Origin of the sequence: Bradyrhizobium amphicarpaeae (assembly GCF_002266435.3) — a bacterium.
GTDB lineage: Bacteria > Pseudomonadota > Alphaproteobacteria > Rhizobiales > Xanthobacteraceae > Bradyrhizobium > Bradyrhizobium amphicarpaeae.
This window is the reverse complement of record NZ_CP029426.2, coordinates 2,214,349-2,237,100: the sequence shown is the minus strand read 5'-3', so window position 1 is coordinate 2,237,100 and position 22,752 is coordinate 2,214,349. Positions and strand designations below refer to the sequence as shown.

Sequence of the window (22,752 nt, the reverse complement as noted above, 5' to 3'; positions counted from 1 at the left end):
ATCGCCAAAATAGCAGGTTTCATCCCAATGCCCGAGCTCGACGCCATTGACCGCAAGATCCTCAGCCACCTCCAGAACGACAGCCGGATGACCATGCAGGAACTCGCCGACAAGGTCGGGCTTTCGGTCTCGCCCTGCCACCGCCGGGTCAAGCTGCTGGAGGAACGCGGCGTGATCTCGCGCTATATCGCGACCGTGGACCAGAAGGCGCTCGGCCTGCATGTCAGCGTGTTCATCTCGATCAAGCTGGCGCGGCAGAAGGAGGAGGATCTCAATCGCTTCGCCCGCGCGATCTCGAAATGGGACGAGGTGTTGGAGTGCTATCTGATGACAGGCAACCGCGACTATCTGCTGCGCGTGGTCGCCGCCGACCTCGCTTCCTACGAGACGTTCCTGAAGACCAAGCTGACCCGGCTCGACGGCATCGCCTCGATCGAATCGAGCTTCGCGCTGAGCCAGGTGAAATACTCGATCGCGCTACCGGTGTGACGGTCCGCCGGGTCATTGCGGAACCGCGCCGGCCGCCGGTGTCACAAGGGCGCAATAAACCCCGTCAATGGTCATGGGACGAGAAGGCACCGAGCCGAGAGAGACCCATGACCACATCCGATCGCACCTTTGAAATGGCCAAGCGCGAGCGCATCATCCGCGAGATGACCGACGATCTCGACGAAGAGCTGGAGATGGAGCTGGACGACGCCCGTCTCGACGAGTTGCTCGACGAAACCGATACGCTCAACCCGACGGTCGACCGAAAACTCTATTTCCGCGAGTTGCTCCGGCTCCAGGGCGAGCTGGTCAAACTCCAGGACTGGGTGCAGAGCGAGAAGAAGAAGGTCGTGGTGCTGTTCGAGGGCCGCGACTCCGCCGGCAAGGGCGGCGTGATCAAGCGCATCACCCAGCGCCTCAATCCGCGCATCTGCCGCGTCGCCGCGCTGCCGGCACCGAGCGAGCGCGAGCGAACGCAATGGTACTTCCAGCGCTACGTGTCGCACCTGCCGGCCGGCGGCGAGATCGTGCTGTTCGACCGCAGCTGGTACAACCGCGCCGGCGTCGAGCGCGTGATGGGCTTCTGCACCGATGCCGAGTACCAGGAATTCTTCCAGTCGGTGCCGGAATTCGAGCGGATGCTGATCCGCTCCGGCACCAGCCTGATCAAATACTGGTTTTCCATTACGGACGACGAGCAGCAGTTTCGTTTCACCATGCGCATCAAGGATCCGCTGAAGCAGTGGAAGTTGAGCCCGATGGATGTCGAGGCGCGAAGCCGCTGGGAACAATACACCAAGGCCAAGGAAACAATGATGGAGCACACCCATCTGCCGGATTCGCCATGGTGGATCGTCGATGCCGTCGACAAGAAGCGGGCGCGGCTCAACTGCATTTCACATCTCTTGAGCCAACTGCCGTACCAGGAGGTCGCACGGGCGCCCGTTGTGCTACCGCCGCGCGTTCGCAATCCCGACTATCACCGCGGACCGATCCCGCCGGAGATGTACGTGCCCGCGAAGTACTGAGGGCGATCTCGTAGTCTCGTAGTCTCGTAGTCTCGTAGGGTGGGCAAAGCGTAGCGTGCCCACCATCACAAGCGCTGCGTTGGATGATGGGCACGGCGCTGCGCGCCTTTGCCCACCCTACGAGACCATCATCGCCAGGGCTGCACGATGATCTTGGTGTGCGCCTCGGGATTGGCGAGATCGGCGAAGGCCTTGGCGACGCCGTCGATGCCGACCTCGGCCGTGACCATCGCGGCCGCATCCACCTGGCCTTCCGCGATCAGGCGGAGCGACGCGGCGAATTCCTCCGGCGTGTAGCCGAGCACATATTGGACGTTGAGCTCCTTCATGATGCCGAGCATCGGCTCGCTTCGGTCGCTCTCCATGCAGACGCCGACCACGACGATCCTCGCATCGCGCGGCGCGCCTTCGAACACCTGCTGCAGCAGTCCGGGCACGCCGACGCATTCGAAGATGATCGCAGGCTTCAGCGCCGGCAGCATGGCCTGGAACGGCGGCCGCGCCGCCTTCTCCACATCCGACATCTGCGCGTGCTCGGCCCAGGTCGCATAGGGCTGCGACACCCTGGGATCGACGACGATATCGGCGCCGAGCTTTGCGGCAAGCGCGCGCCGGGCCGGCGAATAATCGGCAGCGACGATCGGATGGAGTCCCCTGAGCTTCAATGCCGCGATCACTGCGAGCCCGACCGGGCCGCAGCCGATCACGAGCGGCACCTCGCCGCCGCGGATGTTGGCCTTGGCGACCGCGTGAACGCCGACGGCGAGTGGCTCGGTCAACGCCGCGTGTTCCGGCGCAAGACCGTTGGGCACTTCGAGCAGGAGCGGCTCGCTCAAGACCATCTGCTCGGCATAGCCGCCGACGAAGTCGTTGGAATAGCCGATCCCCTTGATGCCCTCCGGCGTCACCAGCGCGGGCAGCGAGCAGACACGCGTCCCCGGGCTGAACTTGCGTTCCGTGCCGGGGCCGTAATCGACGATCTCGCAGCAGAATTCGTGACCGAACACGACGTCACGCGACAGATCCATCGGCGTGCGGCCGGTCTTCCTGGCCATCTCCACCATCCGCGGCGCATGCTGGCGCGCATGCAGGTCGGAGCCGCAGATGCCGCAGGCGAGCGTCCTCACCAGAACCTGGCCGGGGCCCGGCTTCGGCTCGGCCATCCGGTCGACGACAATCTCACCGTTCCTGAAAATCGCAGCGCGCATCCGGCTCCTCCCGTATCGTTGGAGCCGTTGATAGCACGTGACAGGGCGCGCGAACTTGCGTCAGGGGTTCGGGGAACGCTCTTCCAGCACCAGCAGCTGGGCGCGGCGGATACGCTCGCGATGGGCGATGTAGAGACCGCTGGCGACGATGAAGGCCGCGCCGACGACCGTCCAGATATCAGGGACCTCGCCGAAGATGAAGAAGCCGAGAATGCTGACCCACAGCAGCTGGGTGTAGGAGAACGGCGCCAGCACCGAGGCATCGCCGTAGCGATAGGCCAACACGATGATCCACTGGCCCACGGTCGAGGCGACGCCGATGACGATGCCGAGCCCGATCGCAGTCCAGGTCGGCGTGACCCAGACGAACGGCACCATCACGGACAGGATCGCAACGCCCGTCAGCGCGGAATACGCCATGGTGGTGAGCACGGCCTCGCGGCCGCTCATCATGCGCGTCAGGATCAGCGCGGCAGCCCAGCAGAACGCCGAGACGATCGGGAAGAACGCGGCGGCGTGGAACGCGCTGGTGCCCGGCCGCAGGATGATCAGCACGCCCGTCAGGCCGATGCCGGTCGCGATCCAGCGCCGCATGCCGACCTTCTCGCTCAGGAAGACGATCGACAGCGCAGTGACGAACAGCGGCGAGACAAAGCCGGTGGCGGAAGCTTCCGCAATGGGCAGGAAACTCAGGCCGGTGATGAAGAACAGCGAGGAGCCGAGCAGCGCAGCGCCACGCATCAGCTGCAGGCCGAGCCGTTCGGTGCGCATCGCATGGAGCGGCGAGCCCGGCAGCATCACCGGCGTGAACATCAGCGCGAAGGTGACGAAGCGGATCCAGGTGATCTCGATCGACGGCAGGCTCGTCGAGAGATATTTCGCGGTGGTGTCGGAGCAGCCGAGGAAGATCGTCGACAGCAGCACCAGCGCGATGCCCTTGAAGGGATGATCGACGCGCGCGGGCGCGCGGCGAGCCTTCTGCTTCTTCTCCGGCACGGGCATGGGAATACTGTCGAGCCTGGCGGCTGCGGCGGGCGGCGGTGTCACGGCTGGAACCCGGGGAAAATGCGAATCGAGAACGGTTGTAAAAAACGACAAATGCGTCGCGTTCACAACTTCCGAAAACAGGATGCCGATATGCACTGACGTCCGCGCGCGTCAATGCTCCGTTAATATTGAGCGTTTGTGCACTACAGCATGGGCAGGCTGCGCGGCTTCGGGCCGCGCGGAAACGCCGCATCGAGCGCCGAAATCTCGTCTTTCGTCAACACGAGATCACCGGCCGCCGCATTCTCCCCGGCATGTTCGGCAGACGAGGCTTTCGGAATCGCGAACACCGTAGTCGCACGGGTGAGGAAGCTCAGCGCGACCTGACGCGGTGTCGCGCGCCGCGCCTCGGCAATGCGCGCCAGCGCGGCTCCGCCCTTGCTGCTGCTTGCGGGAAAATCGTCATGGCCGAACGGTGAATAAGCCACGACAGCGACTTCATGCCGCTCGCACCAAGGGATCACCGCATGCTCGATCGCGCGTTCCTTCAGATGATAGAGCACCTGATTGCAAGAGATGCGGCCTTCGCCGGAGACCTCGAGAATTTCGTCGAGATCATCGGCATCGAAATTGGAGACGCCCCAGGATTTGATCTTGCCTGCCTCGACGAGTTCCTCGAACGCAGCGACGGTGTCTTCCAGCGGATACGAACCGCGCCAGTGCAGCAGATAGCAATCGAGCCGATCGGTCTTCAGCCGCTTCAGGGAGCGCTCGCAGGCGGTGATGGTACCGCGGCGCGAGGCGTTGCTCGGCAGCACTTTCGAGACGAGGAACACCTCGTCGCGCCGCCCCGCAATCGCGTCGGCAATGACGAGCTCCGCGTCGCCATACATCTCGGCGGTGTCGATGTGAGTCATGCCGAGATCGAGCCCGCGCTGAAGCGCGGCAATCGCGCGCTTGCGGTCGCCGTGGTCGAGATACCAGGTGCCCTGCCCGATGACAGAAACGCTGGCGTCGGTCTTGCCGAAGAGTTTTGTGTTCATGTTGGAGCTCACACTTCGCTGATATCCGCCATCAGCACGCTGCCGGTCGAGGACTCCGTGATATAGAGACGATCCCCGCGTTCGCCACCGATCGCGACATTGGTGCAATTCGGCCCCGCGCACGACTTGATCCGCGCGATCAGTTCGCCGTTCGGCGCGAACACGAAGACGTGGCCGAGCGAGGCATGGCCGACGAACAGGCGGCCCCTGGCATCCATGGTGAGCCCATCGGGGCCGCTGGTGCCGAACAGCGAGCAGAAGCGCCCGACCTTGGACACGCTGCCGTCCTTCATGAACGGCAACCGCCACACCGAATTGTCGCGCGTCATCGCAACGAACAACACGGTTTCGCTGGGATCGAGCACCAGGCCGTTCGGGCTGATGCCGGTGTCGATCAGGCAATCGAGCCGGCCATTCGCCGCGAGACGATAGACGCGACCGCTGGGGTCGTGCAGGCCGGTCTGGCCCTGATCGGTGAAATAGATGTCGCCGTTGGAAGCGAGATGCAGATCGTTGCAGCCGCGGAAGGATTCCGAATTGCGCGCGGTCAGGATCGGCTTGATGCGGCCGGCCTTGGCGTCGAGCTCCATGATGCCGTGCCTGTAGTCGGCCACCAGGATCCGGCCGTCGGATGCGATCTTCAACCCGTTCGGCCAGCCCTCGTATTCGACGACCAGCGACCATTCGCCATCAGGCGCAATGCGGAAGATGCGGCCGAAGGGAATGTCGACGATGTAGAGATTGCCGTCCTTATCGAAAGATGGCCCCTCGATGAAACTGTCAGTCGGCACATTCGGCCGGTTAGCGTCAGCCCAATCGGTCCGCACGCCCTTGCGGCGAAATTTGTCGGGCATGGCGGAGAAGAGCTTGGATTCGATCAGACGCGGTGGCGTTTCCAGGTACATCATTGTTGTTGTGGTTGTTGGCTGGCGGAATGCGCGGCAGCATAGGGCACAATCGACGGCGCGTCGATTGGCGGAAAGCGGCGCGAATGCTGGTAGGGTGGGTTAGCCGAAAGCGTAACCCACCTCTTTCATCTCGGCGACGGCAGAGCTGTGGGTTACGTTACGCTGCGCTAACCCACCCTAAGAGGCCTACCCCGCGACCTTCGCCTGCTCCACCGGCACAACCTCCGTCGTCGCGATCAGGCGCTTCAGCTCGGGGATGCAGGAGCCGCAATTGGTGCCGGCCTTGAGCTTGGCACCGATTTCCGCAGCCGTGCGCGCACCCGCCGCGATGGTGTCGCAGATGGTGCCGCGGCCGACGCCGAAGCAGGCGCAGACGACCGGGCCAGTCGAGGCCGCGCCTTCGCAGGATTTGCCCGACAGCAGCATGCGGCGCTGGTCGTCGGTGACGCGATCGGCGACGAACAGGCCCTTCACCACCTCCCAGTCGCCGGCGTCATGCGCGGGACCGACGAACAGGCAGGTCTCGATGCGGTCGCCTGCGAACGAGGCGGCGCGATAGACACCGCCGCCGAAGTCGCGATAGTCGGCGACATCCTCGCCGGCGACGCTCTCGAGCCAGGCCGGCCAACGCGACAAGTCCCCGTTGTCGGCAAAGAGATAGCCGAAGCCGCCGGTGACCGTGACGCGGGTCCACAACAGGTTCGGCGGCAGATCGAGCTGTCTCCGCGACAGCGCAAAGCCGCGGAAGACGAACTCGTAAGGCGTGATCGCGGCCGGCGTCGCCTTGGATTCCGGCTGTCCCGAGAACGGATCGGTGAAGGACTGCACCAGCGCGCCGACGCGGCCATGCGAGGCATTCATCGCGCTCCAATGGATCGGCGCGAACAGCGTGCCACGCTGAGCGCGGTCACTGACGACGACCTTCAGGATGCACTGACCGTAATCGGTGGTGATGCGGGCATAGCCGTCGTGAACAATGCCATATTTGCCGGCATCATCGGGATGGATCTCGACGAAGGGCTCCGGCAGATGCGCGCCCAGGCGCTGGCTGAGGCCCGTGCGCGTCATGGTGTGCCACTGGTCGCGGATTCGTCCGGTGTTGAGCCGCAGCGGACGTGACGGCCCGGTCTCGCCACGCAGCAACGGCACCTCTGGAGCGACGAAGCGGCCCTTGCCGTCATTGGTGAAGAAGCCGCCGCTCGCAAAGAAACGTTCGCCGGGCGCCCCGCCTTCACGCACGGGCCATTGCACCGGCTTCATGGCGTCAAAGGCTTCGTCGGACAGCGAGGTCAGCGCGCCGATGTCGAAATCGCGACTGCCGTCGTTCTCGAACGCGGAGAGCGCGGCATGCTCGCGGAAAATATCCGCAGCGGATTTGTAGTTGAAGCTGTCGCCGAAGCCGAGGCGCTTTGCGGTTTCGCTGAGGATCCACCAATCGGGGCGCGCCTCGCCCGGCGCCGGCAGGAACGAGCGCTGGCGCGAGATGCGGCGTTCCGAGTTGGTCACCGTGCCCGACTTCTCGCCCCAGGCCAGCGCCGGCAGCAGCACGTGCGGGCCGGCCTCGACCGTGTCGTTGGAGAGCACGTTCTCGGACACCACGAACAGCTCGAGCTTCTTCAGCGCCTCGCGCACGAAGTCGGCATCCGGCAGCGACACCGCGGGATTGGTGCCCATCACCCACAGCGCCTTGACCTCGCCGCGGTTGATCGCCTCGAACAGCTGTACCGCTTTCAGGCCCTCGTGGGTCGCGATGCGCGGCGCCTTCCAGAACCGCCTGACACGATCGATGTCGGGCGGCGTGAAGTTCATGTGCGCGGCGAGCTGGTTGGCGAGGCCGCCGACCTCGCGGCCGCCCATCGCATTCGGCTGGCCGGTGAGCGAGAACGGCGAGGCGCCGGGCTTGCCGATGCGCCCGGTGGCGAGATGGCAGTTCAGGATCGCGTTGACCTTGTCGGTGCCCTGCGCCGACTGGTTGACGCCTTGCGAATACAGCGTGACGACCTTCTCGGTGGCGCGGAACATCTTGAAGAAAGTCGCGACGTCCTGTTCGGACAGACCGGTCGCAAGCGCGGTCGCGGTGATGCTGCCGGCGATATTGCGCGCACGGGCCAGCGCAACGTCGAAGCCGCTCGTGTTCTGCGCGATGTAGTCCTGGTCCAGCGCGCCGTTGTCGGCGAGATGGACGAACAGGCCGGAGAACAGCGCGGTGTCGGTGCCGGGCTTGAGGCCGAGGAACAGGTCGACGTCGCCGGCAGTGTCGGTGCGGCGCGGGTCGATCACGATCATGCGCGCGCCGCGCTCCCCACGGTTCTTCAGCATGCGCTGGAACAGCACGGGATGGCACCAGGCCGCGTTCGAGCCGACGAAGACGAGCAGATCGGCCTGGTCGAGGTCCTCATAGCAGCCGGGGACGGTGTCGGCGCCGAAGGCGCGGCGGTGGCCGGCGACCGAGGACGACATGCAGAGCCGCGAGTTGGTGTCGACATTGGCGGTGCCGACAAAGCCCTTCATCAGCTTGTTGGCGACGTAGTAATCCTCGGTGAGGAGCTGGCCGGAGAGATAGAACGCGACCGCATCGGCGCCGTCACGAGCCATGATGTGCTGCATGCGATGGGCGACGTGATCGAGCGCGTCGCTCCAGGCGACGCGCTCCAGCACGCCCTTGCAGCGGATCATGGGATAGAGCAGCCGGCTTTCGAGGCCGACGGTCTCGCCAAGGGCCGAGCCCTTCGAGCACAGCCGGCCGAAATTGGCGGGATGATCGGGATCGCCGGCGATCGCCGCGCCGCCCTTGCCGTCGGGCGTTGCCAGCACGCCGCAGCCGACGCCGCAATACGGACAGGTCGTCCTGGTGGCGCGGAGCGTGGGATCGATCGCCGTCATATCAAGCTGCCTTCGACGGAAGCGCGAGTGCGCGACCGAAAACCATGTCGGAGCGGATCGCCGCCACCTTGTCGCGATTGCGGATCAGCTCGAGATACCAGAGCGCATCGACGGTATCGCCGATCAGCACCGCGCCGGTGAGCCGGCCATCGGCCATCACGAGCTTCTTGTAGGTACCGCGCCTGCGGTCAGTCAGCACCAGGCTCTCGCTACCCTCGCCGCCCATGAAGTCGCCAGCGGAGAACACGCTGACGCCGGAGACCTTGAGATTGGTCGAGACCACGCTGCCCCGATAGGCAGCGGGCTTCCCGGCCAGATGCCGCGCCAGCACGCGCGCCTGCTCATAGGCGGGCTCGACCAGCCCATAGGAGGTGCCGCGATGCTCGGCGCATTCGCCGAGCGCGAAGATGTCGGGCGAGGAAGTCTGCATCAAATCGTTGACGACGACGCCGCGGTTGACCGCGATGCCGGCATCTTTAGCAAGCGCCACGTTCGGCTTGATGCCGGCCGCGAAGATCACGGCGTCGGCCTCGATACGGCTGCCATCCGCAAGCTCGACGGCTTCGACGTGGCCATCGCCATGGATGCGGGCGGTCGAGGCGTTGAGCAGGATGCGGATGCCCTTACGCTCGACCAGCGTCTTGAGCAGGCCGGCGGACGGCCCATCGAGCTGACGCTCCATCAGCCGGTCCAACAGATGTAGCAGCGTCACCGGCGCGCCGGCCTTGGCGAGGCCGTAGGCTGCCTCAAGTCCGAGCAGGCCGCCGCCAACCACCACGACGCGCTTCTTCGCGGCCGCCAGCGTCAGCAAAAGGTCGACATCGCGCGTATCGCGAAAGGTGTGCACGCCGGCGAGATCGGCACCCGGCAGATTGAGCCGCAGCGGCGTCGATCCGGTGGCGAGCACGAGCTTGGAATATTGCATGCTCTCTTCGCCCTCGATCTTGAGCTCGCGGCGGCCGGTGTCGATCTCGGTGACGCGGTAGCCATAGCGGACGGTGACGCCGCGATGGCGCCACCAATCGGCCGGCCGGAGCTCGATCTCGTGCGAGCCGGTCTCGCCGGCCAGCACGGAGGAGAGCAGCACGCGATTATAAGCGAGCCGCGGCTCTTCGCCGATCACCGCGACCGCATAGCGGCCGAGCGAGGTCTTGGCGAGCTCGTCGACCAGACGCGCGGCCGCCATACCATTGCCGACAATGACCAGCGGTTCACTCACGAGCGTCTCCTATTCAGCGGCCTGCGGCTGCGCGCCGTAGGCCTCGGAAATCATGTAGCCGGACAGCACGCCGTAAGCGTCGGTCCAGGCCTTTGCCAATTCGGGCGTCCAGGCCTCGCCAAGACCCTTCTCCAGGGTCCACAGCAGCGTCGCACCGACCACGGGATAGTGCTCGGCCTTGGCGCCGTAGGCGACATGACGCTTGGCGAGCGCGGAGGCCGCGGGAAGGATCGTCTCGAGGTTCGACAGGCCGCCGACGACGGCAGCGAGCATGCCCATCAGCTTCTTGCGCTGCTCGGTCATGTCTTGCGGAAACATCGCGCGCACGGACGGCGCCACCTCGAACAGGCGATCGTAGAACAGCACCGCGGCCTGCTCCGAGATCGGAGCGACCTTGGAAAAGCTCTGCTGGACGAGGGTGATCTGTTCGGGCGTCATGATGTTCTCCTGTCTGTTTCGGTTTGCCTTGGTGCGCGCCATTGCGAACAAGGTTCATGGGTCAAACGTCATCAGAGAGACTTCTCCCCGCGTGCGGGGAGAAGCGAGATTCGTACCAAGTTTCAGACTCGCGCTTCGGCAAGGCTCGGCGCGCCTTCACGCTGCGGGCTGCGACGCAGGTAGAACCACCAGGTCAGGCCGAGACAGGAGGCGTAGAAGGCGAGATAGATCGCGAGCGCGAGCTGCGGGCCGCCGGTCAGGGCGATCGACTTGCCAAAACCGGTCGGGATCAGGTAGCCGCCGACGGCGCCGACCGCGCCGATGAAACCGACCGCTGCACCGCTCTCGATGCTCGCTGTCTTCAGCGCGAGCGCGCGCGCCGCCTCGCCCTTGCCACGCACCTTGAACAGGTTCTGCTCGCGGAAGATTGAGGGGATCATGCGGTAGGTCGAGCCGTTGCCGATGCCCGTCGTCACGAACAGGATCAGGAACATCGACAGGAAGCCGGTGAAGTCCTTGTGCCCGACGAAATAGAGCACGCCGACCGTGGCGCCCGCCATCACGATGAAATTCCAGAACGTGATGATCGAGCCGCCGACCCTGTCGGCGAGCCAGCCGCCGAGCGGCCGCGACAGCGAGCCGACCAGCGGCCCCAGGAACGCGATCGCGATCGTGGTTTGCGGGAACTGGGTCTTGATCAGCAGCGGAAACGCGGCCGAATAGCCGATGAAGGACCCGAACGTGCCGATATAGAGATACGCCATGATCCAGGTGTGCTTGCGCTTGATGATCGCAAGCTGGTTCTTCACCGATGACTTCGCCGTGGTCAGGTTGTTCATGAAGAACACGGCCCCGAACACCGCGATCGCGATCGGCAGCACCCACATCAGGCCGGCATTCTGCAGGAAGACGCCGTCGACCGGGGTCGCCTGGTACAGGTTGAAGACGGCGAGCGTCATCAGGATCGGGGTCAAAAGCTGCACGCTGGAGACGCCGATATTGCCGCCGGCCGCGTTCAGGCCGAGCGCCCATCCCTTCATCCGGTCGGGGAAGAAGAAGGAGATGTTGGTCATGCTGGAGGCGAAATTGCCGCCGCCGAGACCGGCGGTCGAGGCGATCAGCAGCATCAGCCAGAACGGGGTGTCGGGCTGGCTGACGAAATAGGCGAGCGACAAGGTCGGGATGAACAGGATCGCCGCGGAGAAGATGGTCCAGTTGCGGCCGCCGAACGTGGTCACCGCGAAAGTATAGGGAAAGCGCATCAAGGCGCCGATCAGGCCCGGCACCGCAACGAGCTGGAACAGCTGATCGGTGCTGTAGTGGAAGCCAGCCTGCGGCAGCTTGGTGGCGACGATGCTCCAGATCAGCCAGACCGAGAAGCCGATATGCTCGGCGACGATCGACCAGATCAGGTTGCGCCGGGCGATCGTCTTGCCGGTGGCATTCCAGAACGCCTCATCTTCCGGGCGCCAGTCGGAAATCCAAGTTGGACTCTTCGTCATTGAGTATCCCTTCCAGGCTCACCGCTGCGTCGTTGCAGGCTCTGCCTCACATGGAGGCGCGCTCCGAGGCTTCACCCGGTGGCGAGTTCACGATGCTGATTGATGATGTTGAGGGACGTCGTCGTTGGCGTCGCGCAAGGACGTTTCAATTTCCGTGCCAATTGCGCACATGCCGGAAATGCAGGGATTTCAGCGGGTTGTTCGAATTGCCAGAAATTTTCGCAAGGCCGTTCCGCACGCTGAATTTGCGATTCGCTCAATCCTTGTGCGGCGCATAAGGATTGAGCGAAGTATCGATTATTTGAGCGCAGCCTTCGCGCTAACTTTTCGTTACGCGGCCTCGACGAAGCGGTGACGCTCGTAGAGGAATTCGAGCACACGCTGACGGCACTTCAAGTAAGTGGTGTTGGTGGCGAGTTCGAGCCGTTTGCGCGGGCGTACCAGCGGCACCTCCAGCACCTCGCCGATGCGCGCACTCGGCCCATTGGTCATCATCACGATGCGGTCGGACAGCAGCACGGCCTCGTCGACGTCGTGAGTGATCATCAAGATTGTGTTGCCGAGCTTCTGATGCAGCGCCATCACCGAGTCCTGCAGGTGAGCGCGGGTCAGCGCGTCGAGCGCGCCGAAGGGCTCGTCCAGCAGCAGCACCTTCGGTTCCATCGCCAGCGCCCGCGCGATGCCGACGCGCTGCTTCATGCCGCCGGAGATTTCTGAGGGACGCTTGTCCCTGGCATGGGCCATTTGCACCAGATTGAGATTGTGCATCACCCAGGCGTCGCGCTCGGCGCGGGTCTTGGTCCTGGCGAACACCTTGTCGACGCCGAGCCGGACGTTCTCGTAGACGGTGAGCCACGGCAGCAGGCTGTGGTTCTGGAACACCACGGCGCGGTCGGGCCCGGGCGAATTGACCTCCCGATTCTCCAGCAGCACGCCGCCGGTGGTGGCGTTGGTCAACCCAGCAATGATGTTGAGCAGGGTCGACTTGCCGCAGCCTGAGTGGCCGATGATCGAGACGTATTCGCCCTTCTCGATCGTGAGATTGATCTCCTTCAGCACCTCGGTGGTGGCGGCGCCGCGGGTAAAGACCTTGTCGATGTGGTCGAGCTTCAGATAGGCGGTCATATGCATTCTCCCTCAGCCCTGAGCCGTGCCACGAGTGACGATCTTGCCGAGGCCCGCGATCATGCGATCGAGCACGAACCCGATGATGCCGACATAGAACAACGCCAGAATGATTTCGCTGATATGCGAGGAATTCCAGGCGTCCCAGATGAAGAAGCCGATGCCGACGCCACCGATCAGCATTTCCGCAGCGATGATGGCAAGCCACGACAGGCCGATGCCGATGCGCAGGCCCGTGAAGATATAGGGCGCCGCGGCAGGGATCATGATCTTGCCAAAGAACTCCAGCGGATTGAGCTGCACCACAGCTGCGACGTTGCGATAGTCCTGCGGGATGTTGCGGATGCCGACCGCGGTGTTGATGATGATCGGCCAGATCGATGTGATGAAGATGACGAAGATCGCCGAGGGCTGGCCGTCGCGGAAGGCCGCAAGCGAGAGCGGCAGCCAAGCCAGCGGCGGAATCGTGCGCAGCACCTGGAACAGCGGATCGAGCCCGCGCATGGCCCAGACGGATTGCCCGACGAGCACGCCGAGCGCGATACCCGCGATGGCGGAAAGCGAGTAACCTAGCGCGACGCGCTGGAGACTGGCTGAGAGATGCCAGAACAGGCCTTTATCGATGCCGCCACGGTCGAAGAACGGATCGAAGATCAACTCCTTGGTGTCCTGGAACACTTTCGATGGCGGCGGCAGCGCCGACCCGGCGCGGCGGCAGACGAGCTCCCACACCAGCATCAACAGCGCGATCACGACGATCGGCGGGATCACGCGAACCGCGGTCTCCCGCGCCATCCGCGCATAAGCTTCGCTACGCGCGGCGCGCTTCGGTGTCATCGCAACGACCGCTGCGGCCGCGCCAACGGGCCTCGCGGTCTCAACATCCAACTTCGTGGCAGGCATGTTCATCGCAATATCTCTCCGGCTTCAAAAGACGATGCGGCCGCCCTGGGGCGGCCGCTGGCTCCATCAGACTTCGACGCGCTTGATCGCGAGCGACTTCAGATAGGCCGCCGGATTTTCGGGATCGAACACCTTGCCGTCGAAGAAGGTCTCCTTGCCGCGCGAGGTGGAGGTTGGAATTTCGGCGGCAGCGACGCCCAGCGCCTTGGCCGCGTCCTTCCAGAGGTCTTCGCGGTTGACCTTGGCAATTAGCGCCTTGGTATCGAAATTCGCCTCGTACTTGCCCCAGCGAATATCCTCCGTGAGGAACCAGAGATCGTGGCTCTGGAACGGATAGGAAGCCTGATCTTTCCAGAAGCGCATCTGCTGCGGCGAGTTCTCGACCACGCGGCCAGTCCCGTAGTCGAACTTGCCCTTCATGCGGTCGGTGACGTCCTCAACCGGGCAATTGATCCACTGCCGCTTGGCGCAGATCGCCGCCGCCTCTTCGCGGTTCTCCATCTTCTCGGACCATTGCTGGGCTTCCATCACGGCCATCAGCAGCGCTTTCGCGGCCTTCGGATATTTGTCGACCCAGGCCGCGCGCATGCCGAACGATTTTTCGGGGTGCTTGTCCCAGAGTTCGCCGGTGGTGATCGCGGTGTAACCGATGTTCTGGTGGATCAGCTGGAGATTCCAGGGCTCGCAGACGCAGAAGCAGTCCATGGTGCCAACCTTCATGTTGGCCACCATTTGCGCCGGCGGGACCACGATGGTCTCGATATCCTTGTCCGGATCGATGCCACCGGCAGCGAGCCAGTAGCGGATCCAGAGATCGTGCGTTCCGCCCGGGAAGGTCATCGCCGCCTTCACGCCCTTGCCACCAGCCTTCTTCTTCTCCAACGCCGGTTTGAAAGGTGCGGTATCGACGCCGATCTTGAGGTCGGCATATTCCTTGGCGACCGAGATGCACTGTCCGTTCAGGTTCAGGCGCGCCAGGATATACATCGGCGTCGGCTGGTTGTTCTGCGTCACCTTACCGGCCGAGATCAGATACGGCATCGGGGTCAGGATGTGCGCGCCGTCGATGCCGTTGCCTTCCGAGCCGAGCACGAGATTGTCGCGCGTGGTGCCCCAGGAGGCCTGCTTCTGCACCTCGACGTCGGGCATGCCGTATTTGGTGAAGATGCCCTTCTCCTTGGCAACGAACAGTGGGGTCGCGTCGGTGAGCGCGATGAAGCCGAGCTTGGCGCCCTTGACCTCGGGGCCTGAATCCTGCGCGAACGCTCCGGCGGGGAAATTGAGTTTGGCGGCGGCGAGAAGAGCCGCGGTACTGCCGGCGGCCTTCAACACTTGACGGCGGCTGAGGCCAGTATTCGAAGGCCGGCGAATGCGCTTTGTCATAGGCGGTGTCGTCCTTTGCGTCGTTGCGAATGATGGTGTCAGTACGCACGAGCAGCCCGGTCCGTCCGTGACGCCAGAAAAGGCGCATGCGAACGCGTGACGCGGGAGACCCCCGTCTGGTGGCGTCAGCAAATTCGGATGAGAAGTCTCGCGGGACGGCTTCAATGGCGTCGACTTGGAACCATTCAAGCTTCATGCCAAGCATCACCGATCGAAAAGCATCTAATATTCAACGCGTTAGGCACACCGCGCCAGACTGACGCAGACCAGTTCCGCTTGCGAAATTTGCTATCTGCTCACTACGCGTGCAGCGCACAAATCTTATGCAGTCGCCTAAGCGAGAAGCCGCCGACCTCGCAAAAATCAGATCAAGACGCGCGCCATCCAATTGACTTTACTTATCTTTTTTATGACGCCAGCTCGGCACGCGACTTGCATTTCATGGTGCGTCAACGAAGACGGCGGCTTGTCCGCAATGGTGCAGCCTCTGACGGCCGCACCCCGGAAGCTCAACGGCTTCGCGGCCCTCCCCGGCAGTCGTCGCGACGCGATCCCAAGGCTTCCAAACTTCCATAGCCCTCGTGCGCGGCAGAGCCGTCCGCATGGCCCCGATGATGTTCAGCCGCGCTTGCTCCAGCGAGCGTGCCGATCTCACTTACGAAGCAAAAGGAACCATTGATGTCGTATCTCGCGCCTTCGGAATTCGTCACCAAGATGGTGGATGCGGGCGAGTCCAAGATCTTCATGTCCACCCGGGACACCATCATCCGCGCCTACATGGCCGGCGCCATCCTGGCTCTGGCGGCCTGGTTCGCCGTCACGATCAACGTGAACACGGGGCAGCCGCTGGTCGGCGCGCTACTGTTTCCGGTCGGCTTCGTCATGCTCTATCTGCTGGGCTTCGATCTCCTCACCGGCGTGTTCGTGCTGTCGCCGCTCGCCCTGATCGACAAGCGCCCGGGCGTCACGATCGGCGGCGTACTGCGCAATTGGGGTCTGGTGTTCGTCGGCAATTTCGCCGGCGCCTTCACCGTGGCTTTCATGATGGCCTTCGTCACGACGTTCGGCTTCACGCAGGAGCCCGACAAGGTCGGCGCGGCGATCGGCAACATCGGCGAAGGCCGGACGCTCGGCTATGCCGCACACGGCGCAGCCGGCATGGCGACCCTGTTCATGCGCGGCATGCTCTGCAACTGGATGGTCTCGACCGGCGTCGTCGGCGCCATGATCTCGACCTCGGTCCCCGGCAAGGTCATCGCGATGTGGATGCCGATCCTGGTGTTCTTCTACATGGTGTTCGAACATTCCGTCGTGAACATGTTCCTGTTCCCGTCGGGCCTGATGCTTCATGCGAAATTCTCGATCATGGACTATCTGATCTGGAATGAGATCCCGACCGTGCTCGGCAACCTCGTGGGAGGCCTCGCCTTCACCGGCATGACCCTCTACACCACGCATGTCCTCACCAAGCCGAAGCGCCAGTTCGACAAGGCGGCCAAGCCTCGCGTCGTGGCCTGATCGAATACGTCTCGACAGGGAAGCCCCGCCCGAGCAGGGTGAGGCTTCCCCCCTTCCGGTGATGACGATGACCCGCGGACTCCTGATTTCGGTCGGCCAGCATTCCGATAGGGGTCGCAAGCCCGTCAACCAGGATTTTCACGGCGTTCTGATTCCGGAGGAGCCGCTGCTCGGCCTGAAGGGCATCGCAGCGGTCCTCGCCGACGGCATTTCCAGCAGCACGGTGAGCCAGATCGCCAGCGAGTCGGCGGTCAAGAGCTTCCTGATGGACTATTACTGCACGTCGGAATCCTGGACGGTGAAGACGTCCGCCCGCCGCGTGCTGGACGCGACCAATTCCTGGCTGCACGCGCAGACGCGCAAGAGCCAATACGCCTATGACCGCGACAAGGGCTACGTCTGCACGCTCAGCGCCATGGTCATCAAGGCGACCACCGCGCACATCTTCCATGTCGGCGACTGCCGCATCTACCGCGTCGCCGGCAAGGCGCTGGAGCAGCTGACCGACGATCACCGCATCATCGTCTCGTCCGAACAGACCTATCTCGGCCGCGCGCTCGGCATCAATCCGCAGCTCGAGATCGACTACCAGGCGTTCGAGGTCGAGGCCGGCGACATCTTTCTGCTGGCGACCGACGGCGCCTACGAATTCGTCGACGCGCGCTTCATCACGAGCGCGCTGAACGAGCACGCCGGCGAGCTCGACGGAGCGGCAAAGGCGATCGTCGAGGAAGCCTATCGGCGCGGCAGCGACGACAACATCACCGTCCAGATCATCCGCATCGACGCGCTGCCGCGGCGCGAGCCGGCCGGCATCTTCAATCAGACCTCGCAACTGCCACTGCCTCCGCTGCCGGAGCCGCGCGCGATCTTCGACGGCTACCGCATCGTCCGCGAGATCCACGGCAGCAGCCGCAGCCACATCTATCTCGCCGTCGACGTCGAGACCGAGCGGCCGGTCGCGCTCAAGCTGCCGTCGGTCGATTTGCGCGACAATGCCGCCTATCTCAAGCGTTTCCTGATGGAGGAGTGGATCGCACGCCGGATCGACAGCCCGCACGTGCTGAAACCGCTGTCACAGTCCAGGCGACGCAGCTATCTCTATGTCGCGACCGAATTCGTCGAGGGGCAGACCCTGAGGCAGTGGATGACCGACAATCCGCGACCCGATCTCGAAACCGTGCGCGGCATCATTGAGCAGATCGCCGCGGGCCTGCGCGCCTTCCACCGCATGGAGATGCTGCATCAGGACCTCAGGCCCGACAACATCCTGATCGACAAGACCGGCACCGCGAAGATCATCGACTTCGGATCGGTCAGGGTGGCCGGCGTCGCGGAAGCGGCGCCCCCGAACGAGGCTGACGAAATCCTGGGAACGGTGCAGTACACGGCGCCGGAGTATTTTCTCGGGCTAGGCGGCTCGCCGCGCTCCGACATGTATTCGCTGGCGGTGATCTGCTACCAGATGCTGACAGGAAAGCTTCCCTACGGGGCCCAGATCGCCAGGATCCGGCGCAAGGCGGATGTGCGCAAGCTCAAATACCGTCCAGCCGATGATGACCGCAATGTGCCGGCCTGGATCGACGGCGCACTCCGCCGCGCGCTCCATCCCGATCCCACCAAGCGGCACGAGGATCTCTCGGAGTTCATCTTCGAGCTACGCAACCCCAACCCAGCCTATCTCGACACCCGGATCACGCCACTGCTCGAACGCAGCCCGCTGATGTTCTGGAAGTTGACGACAGCGGCGCTCGCCTGCGCAGTGGTCGTGTTGCTGGCGCTGCTGAACGCGCGCTGATCAAGACTGCCCGCTCGCCACATGAGTTGTGGCGAGCGTTGCAGGCAGGCGCTGGCAGGGCCTCAGGCAGAGGCCGTGATCTCCGCGACGAAGTCGCGATAAGAGCGCAAGGGACGGCCGAGGATATCGGTCAGACGCTTGACGTCGCCGGCCTCCGGGATCATTCCTTCCGTGAGGAAGCGCTCGCTCATCACGCGCATGTCGAAAGCCATCCAGCCGGGCATGAACTGCCTGAGGTTCTCCTCGAATCCCGCGGTGTCGTCGCCGCCATAGGCGATCGCGCGCCCGAGCACGTCCGACCAGATTGCCGCAACCCCCGCGCCAGTCAGTGTATCGGGACCAACGAGATTGATGCGATCGAGCGGAAGCGGCGTGGCGGATGTCTCGCGGCGGATCAATTCGATCGCCGCGATCTCGCCGATATCGCGCGCGTCGATCATCGCCAATCCCTTGCTGCCGATCGGCATCGGATAGACTCCGTATCCGGTCACGGCATCCTTGATCATAACCTCGTTGTTCATGAAGTACGCGGGGCGCAGGATGGTGGCCTTGAAGCCCATCTGCTCGATCATGCGCTCGACGCCGAACTTGCCGGCGAAATGCGGCACGTTGACGTAGCGGTCGCTGTGGATCACCGACAGATAGACGAACCGCTCGATGCCGGCCTCCCGTGCCAGGTTGAGCGCAGTCAGCGCCTGGGTGAATTCGTCCGGCACCACGGCGTTGAGCAGAAACAGGGTTGAGACGCCCGAGAACGCACCGCGCAGGGAATCGATGTCCAGCAGGTCGCCCTGGGCGACGGCGACACCTGCGGGGACGTTGGCCTTGGCGGGATCTCGGACGAGCACGCGGACATCGGCGCCACGCTTGACGAGTTGCTCGACGACTTGGCGGCCGATGGTGCCGGTTGCGCCGGTAACGAGGATGGTCATGGGATCACTCCGGTTTGGCTCAGAAGACACCTCGGAAATTAATGATCCACATGCGGTCCGATAGCCGCTATATTTAGACGGATCGTCTCATTGGTGGAACGGATGGATTTGCTTGCCCTTGCCGATTTCAATCTCGTCGCCCGCCACGGAGGGTTCGGAAAGGCCGCGCGTGCAGCGGGACGCCCGAAAGCGACCTTGTCTCGCCGCGTGTCCGAACTCGAAAGCAGCCTCGATCTGCGTCTCTTCGAGCGCGGAGGACGCACTCTCAAGCTCACTCAGGAAGGACGAGCGCTCTATGAGCGGACGGGAGCACTACTTACCGAGCTCGACGAGACGGCGGCGGCGATCGCCTCGGGCGGGGACAAGCCAAGGGGCAGGTTGCGCGTCAGTGCGCCCCTGCTCTTTTCGCAAACTGCCATGGGCCGGCTCGCGGCCGGCTTCGCGCTGCTGCATCCGCAGGTTCGGCTCGAGGTGACGACGGATGATCGCAACGTTGATATGATCGAGGAGGGCTTTGACCTCGTGATCCGGGTCAATCCCGATCCGGACGAAAGCCTTGTCGGCCGCATCTTCCTGCGTGACCGACTGGTGGTCGTGGCCAGCCCCGCACTGAAACGACCGAAGGGCGATCTCGCCGTTCCGGTCGTCATGCGCGGAACGGACGATGCGGCTGCGGCCTGGGACATCAGGCGACCGAGCGGCATATCGCGTATCGCCGTCGATCCCGTGCTTCGCCTGTCATCGCTGATGATGGTGCGTGACGCAATTCGAGCCGGCGTCGGCGCTGGGCGGCTGCCTCTGTCGCTCGTCAGTCGTGATCTGACTGCTGGCACACTGGTACGCTGGGGCGACGTCGAGGGACCCGACATCGCCCTATGGACGCTCTATCCCTCGCGGCGATTGCTCAGTGCGCGAGTCTCCGCCTTCCTTGATTATCTGAAGGAAGCCTTTCCGAAGGGAACGCCCGACGAATTGGCAGCCTATATCGGGGGATGAATCGGAGCCCTCACGCCGGCTCTGCCGTCTTCGTCCCCAGCGGCTTCGGCGCCATGCCGCCGCCGGGCTTGAGGTGGAATTCGTAGGTCATCAAATGCCACTGACCGTTCGCCTTGGTGCCGTCGGGCATCGCGGGATCGGTGCGCGGCTCGACTTTGGCGACGAGATCGTCCTTCACGCCGAACACGACGTCGGAATCCAGATATTTGTCGCCGTCCATGAAGACGTGGGTGATCAGCGGCTCGTATCCCTTCGCGTTGACCAGGAAGTGCACATGCGCCGGGCGCATCGGATGGCGCTTGGTCTGCACGATCATCTCGCCGACCGGGCCATCGGTCGGAATCGGATAACTGCACGGCAAAATGGTGCGGAAGAAGAAGCGGCCCTCGCTGTCGGTGATGAAGCGCGCACGCGCCGAGGCGCCGACCTCGTCATAGTTCGGCTTCTGGGAGTCGTAGAAGCCATCGTCGTCGGCATGCCAGACGTCTACGGGAACATTGGCCAGCGGCTTGCCCTTGAGGTCGGTGACACGGCTCTGCACGAACATCCGCTCGCCGGTTTGATTGTTTGGCGAGATGTCGGTGCCGTGCGCGGTCACCTTGTGCTCGCCGACATAGAACGGGCCGAGCACGGTGGTCTGGGTGGCGCCTTCGCGGTCGCGATGGTTGACCGCGTCGACCAGCATCGAGACGCCGAGCACGTCGGACAGCAGGATGAACTCCTGGCGGGTATCGGTGCACTTCTGTCCGGTGCGGGTCAGGAAATCGATCGCGTAGTCCCACTCCTCGAAGGTCAGGCCGGTCTTGCTCACGTAATCGTGCAGCGACTTCACCAATTCCTGGAGCAGGAATTTCGCGCGCGGATTGGGCGTGCCGTCGAAGCTCTTGACGACGGCTTCAGTGAGATCAGTCTCGTTGAACTGGGTCATGATGGGTTTGCCTTACGGTTTTTTTCGTTGGCCCTGGGGCCCTTGGGGGCTATTTGGAGGCGTTCCAGGGGGCAGTCTACACCCGTCGCCCCGCCCGCGTTAAGCGCGAGTGGCTTGGAATGGGGCCGTCATTTGGTTATCAACGGACCGACAAAACTGCCCGGAGGAACTGATGCTCGCGCCCACCCCCGCCTCGCCGGAATCCGTCGGCATGTCCAAGGCCGCGCTCGACCGCGTCGATGCGCATCTGAAGAGCCGGTACATCGATGCCGGCCGCTTCCCGGGCACGCATCTTCTGGTCTATCGCCGCGGCAAGGTCGCCCACAGCTCGGTTCAGGGCTTTGCCGACGTCGAGCGCAAACTGCCGGTCAAGGACGACACCATCTACCGCATCTATTCGATGACCAAGCCGCTCACCAGCGTCGCCTTCATGATGCTGGTCGAACAAGGCCTGGTCGCGATCGACGAGCCTGTCGCGAAGTATATTCCAGAATGGAAGGATCTCGGCGTCTTCGTCGCCGGCAACTCGCCAGCCTTCCTGACCCGGCCGCCGTCCCGGCCGATGCTGATCGTCGACCTCCTGCGCCACACCGCCGGCCTGACATACGGCTTCCAGCAGCGCTCCAATGTCGATGCCGCCTACCGCACCGAAAAGATCGGCGAGGTGGAGAAGGCCGGCACGCTCCAGACCATGATCGAGGCGCTGGCCAAGATCCCGCTGGAATTCTCGCCGGGCGACGCCTGGAACTACTCGGTCGCGACCGACGTGCTCGGCTATCTCGTCGGCAAGATCTCAGGCATGCCGTTCGAGCAGTTCCTTAAATCACGCATCCTCGACCCGCTCGGCATGACGGACACCGATTTCCACGTGCCGGCCTCCAAGGCGCACCGCTTCGCCGCCTGCTATTCCGCCGATCCCGGCGGCGGCATGACCTTCCATGCCGGACAGCGCCGCGAAGGCCTGACACTCCAGGACGATCCGGCGACGAGCTCGTTCCTCACCCCGCCCTCGTTCATCTCCGGCGGCGGCGGCCTGTGCTCGACGGTCGCCGACTATCTCACCTTCTGCCGCGCGCTGCTCAACGGCGGCGAGCTCGGCGGCGTCAGGCTGATCGGGCCGAAGACGCTGGCGCTGATGACGAGCAACCACATTCCGGGCGGCCGCGCGCTGCCGGAAGTCTCGCGCTCGCTGTTCTCTGAAGCCGCCTATAACGGCATCGGCTTCGGTCTCGGCTTCGCCGTCACCATGCGCCCCGCGGAGACGCTGATCGCCGGCAGCCCCGGCGAATATAATTGGGGCGGCGCGGCCACGACCTCGTTCTGGATCGATCCGGCCGAAGAGCTGATCGCGATCTTCATGACGCAGGTACTGCCCTCGAGCGCCTACCCGATCCGGCGCGAGCTGCGCAGCATGGTCTACGCGGCGATTACCGAGAGCAATCTGTAACCAATTGACCAGATCTC

At 63.9% G+C, this 22,752-nt stretch carries 19 protein-coding genes; 6 read left to right on the top strand and 13 right to left on the bottom strand.

Annotation, left to right across the window (positions count from 1 at the left end; translation table 11 throughout):
• Positions 1-27 precede the first annotated feature (27 nt).
• Together CIT40_RS10375 and ppk2 are read left to right on the top strand one after the other, a co-directional pair.
• A complete protein-coding gene (locus tag CIT40_RS10375; RefSeq protein ID WP_028177825.1) occupies positions 28-489 on the top strand; it encodes an Lrp/AsnC family transcriptional regulator in 462 nt (153 codons plus the stop codon).
• Positions 490-596: 107 nt separating this feature from the next.
• Complete coding sequence (gene ppk2, locus CIT40_RS10370) at positions 597-1,517, top strand: polyphosphate kinase 2 (protein ID WP_162307433.1); 921 nt, start codon at positions 597-599, stop codon at positions 1,515-1,517.
• 128 nt (positions 1,518-1,645) lie between these two features.
• On the opposite strand, the gene CIT40_RS10365 is transcribed toward ppk2, so the two are convergent.
• The 11 genes from CIT40_RS10365 to CIT40_RS10315 all read right to left on the bottom strand — a co-directional run bounded on the left by CIT40_RS10365 (position 1,646) and on the right by CIT40_RS10315 (position 15,116).
• A complete protein-coding gene (locus CIT40_RS10365) occupies positions 1,646-2,725 on the bottom strand; it encodes a zinc-binding dehydrogenase (protein WP_094892339.1) in 1,080 nt (359 codons plus the stop codon).
• A gap of 60 nt (positions 2,726-2,785) precedes the next feature.
• Positions 2,786-3,727 carry a DMT family transporter gene (locus CIT40_RS10360; protein WP_162307839.1) on the bottom strand — a complete coding sequence of 314 codons (942 nt, stop codon included), beginning with the start codon at positions 3,725-3,727 and terminating at the stop codon, positions 2,786-2,788.
• Positions 3,728-3,915: 188 nt separating this feature from the next.
• Complete coding sequence (locus tag CIT40_RS10355; RefSeq protein ID WP_094892338.1) at positions 3,916-4,755, bottom strand: aldo/keto reductase; 840 nt, start codon at positions 4,753-4,755, stop codon at positions 3,916-3,918.
• Between the two features lie 8 nt (positions 4,756-4,763).
• Positions 4,764-5,660, bottom strand: a complete 897-nt coding sequence (locus CIT40_RS10350; protein ID WP_094892337.1) for an SMP-30/gluconolactonase/LRE family protein — start codon at positions 5,658-5,660, stop codon at positions 4,764-4,766.
• Between the two features lie 189 nt (positions 5,661-5,849).
• A complete protein-coding gene (locus tag CIT40_RS10345) occupies positions 5,850-8,546 on the bottom strand; it encodes a nitrate reductase (protein WP_094892336.1) in 2,697 nt (898 codons plus the stop codon).
• Between the two features lies 1 nt (position 8,547).
• Complete coding sequence (locus CIT40_RS10340; protein WP_094892335.1) at positions 8,548-9,765, bottom strand: NAD(P)/FAD-dependent oxidoreductase; 1,218 nt, start codon at positions 9,763-9,765, stop codon at positions 8,548-8,550.
• Between the two features lie 9 nt (positions 9,766-9,774).
• Positions 9,775-10,203: a globin family protein gene (locus tag CIT40_RS10335; RefSeq protein WP_094892412.1), complete on the bottom strand. Its 429-nt coding sequence runs from the start codon at positions 10,201-10,203 to the stop codon at positions 9,775-9,777.
• Positions 10,204-10,325: 122 nt separating this feature from the next.
• Positions 10,326-11,705 carry an MFS transporter gene (locus tag CIT40_RS10330; protein ID WP_094892334.1) on the bottom strand — a complete coding sequence of 460 codons (1,380 nt, stop codon included), beginning with the start codon at positions 11,703-11,705 and terminating at the stop codon, positions 10,326-10,328.
• 330 nt (positions 11,706-12,035) lie between these two features.
• A complete protein-coding gene (locus tag CIT40_RS10325) occupies positions 12,036-12,830 on the bottom strand; it encodes an ABC transporter ATP-binding protein (RefSeq protein ID WP_094892411.1) in 795 nt (264 codons plus the stop codon).
• A 12-nt stretch (positions 12,831-12,842) separates the two neighbouring features.
• On the bottom strand, positions 12,843-13,739 hold the full coding sequence (gene ntrB, locus CIT40_RS10320) for a nitrate ABC transporter permease (protein WP_094892333.1): 897 nt from the start codon (positions 13,737-13,739) through the stop codon (positions 12,843-12,845).
• A gap of 60 nt (positions 13,740-13,799) precedes the next feature.
• Entirely contained in the window at positions 13,800-15,116 is a 1,317-nt protein-coding gene (locus tag CIT40_RS10315; RefSeq protein ID WP_094892332.1) for a CmpA/NrtA family ABC transporter substrate-binding protein, read from the bottom strand.
• 678 nt (positions 15,117-15,794) lie between these two features.
• Between CIT40_RS10315 and CIT40_RS10310 the strand changes: the two genes are divergently transcribed.
• Together CIT40_RS10310 and CIT40_RS10305 are read left to right on the top strand one after the other, a co-directional pair.
• Positions 15,795-16,634, top strand: a complete 840-nt coding sequence (locus CIT40_RS10310; RefSeq protein WP_094892331.1) for a formate/nitrite transporter family protein — start codon at positions 15,795-15,797, stop codon at positions 16,632-16,634.
• A 61-nt stretch (positions 16,635-16,695) separates the two neighbouring features.
• Positions 16,696-18,432, top strand: coding sequence for a bifunctional protein-serine/threonine kinase/phosphatase (locus CIT40_RS10305; protein ID WP_162307432.1), 1,737 nt, complete (start codon positions 16,696-16,698; stop codon positions 18,430-18,432).
• Positions 18,433-18,494: 62 nt separating this feature from the next.
• On the opposite strand, the gene CIT40_RS10300 is transcribed toward CIT40_RS10305, so the two are convergent.
• Complete coding sequence (locus CIT40_RS10300) at positions 18,495-19,364, bottom strand: SDR family oxidoreductase (protein ID WP_094892329.1); 870 nt, start codon at positions 19,362-19,364, stop codon at positions 18,495-18,497.
• 102 nt (positions 19,365-19,466) lie between these two features.
• On the opposite strand from CIT40_RS10300, the gene CIT40_RS10295 reads away from it, so the two are divergent.
• Positions 19,467-20,360 carry a LysR family transcriptional regulator gene (locus tag CIT40_RS10295; RefSeq protein WP_094892328.1) on the top strand — a complete coding sequence of 298 codons (894 nt, stop codon included), beginning with the start codon at positions 19,467-19,469 and terminating at the stop codon, positions 20,358-20,360.
• A gap of 10 nt (positions 20,361-20,370) precedes the next feature.
• Here CIT40_RS10295 and CIT40_RS10290 read toward each other — a convergent pair whose 3' ends face one another.
• Entirely contained in the window at positions 20,371-21,288 is a 918-nt protein-coding gene (locus tag CIT40_RS10290; RefSeq protein ID WP_094892327.1) for an intradiol ring-cleavage dioxygenase, read from the bottom strand.
• A gap of 172 nt (positions 21,289-21,460) precedes the next feature.
• Here CIT40_RS10290 and CIT40_RS10285 point away from each other — a divergent pair, with 172 nt between their 5' ends.
• Complete coding sequence (locus CIT40_RS10285; protein WP_094892326.1) at positions 21,461-22,735, top strand: serine hydrolase domain-containing protein; 1,275 nt, start codon at positions 21,461-21,463, stop codon at positions 22,733-22,735.
• Positions 22,736-22,752: the final 17 nt, after the last annotated feature.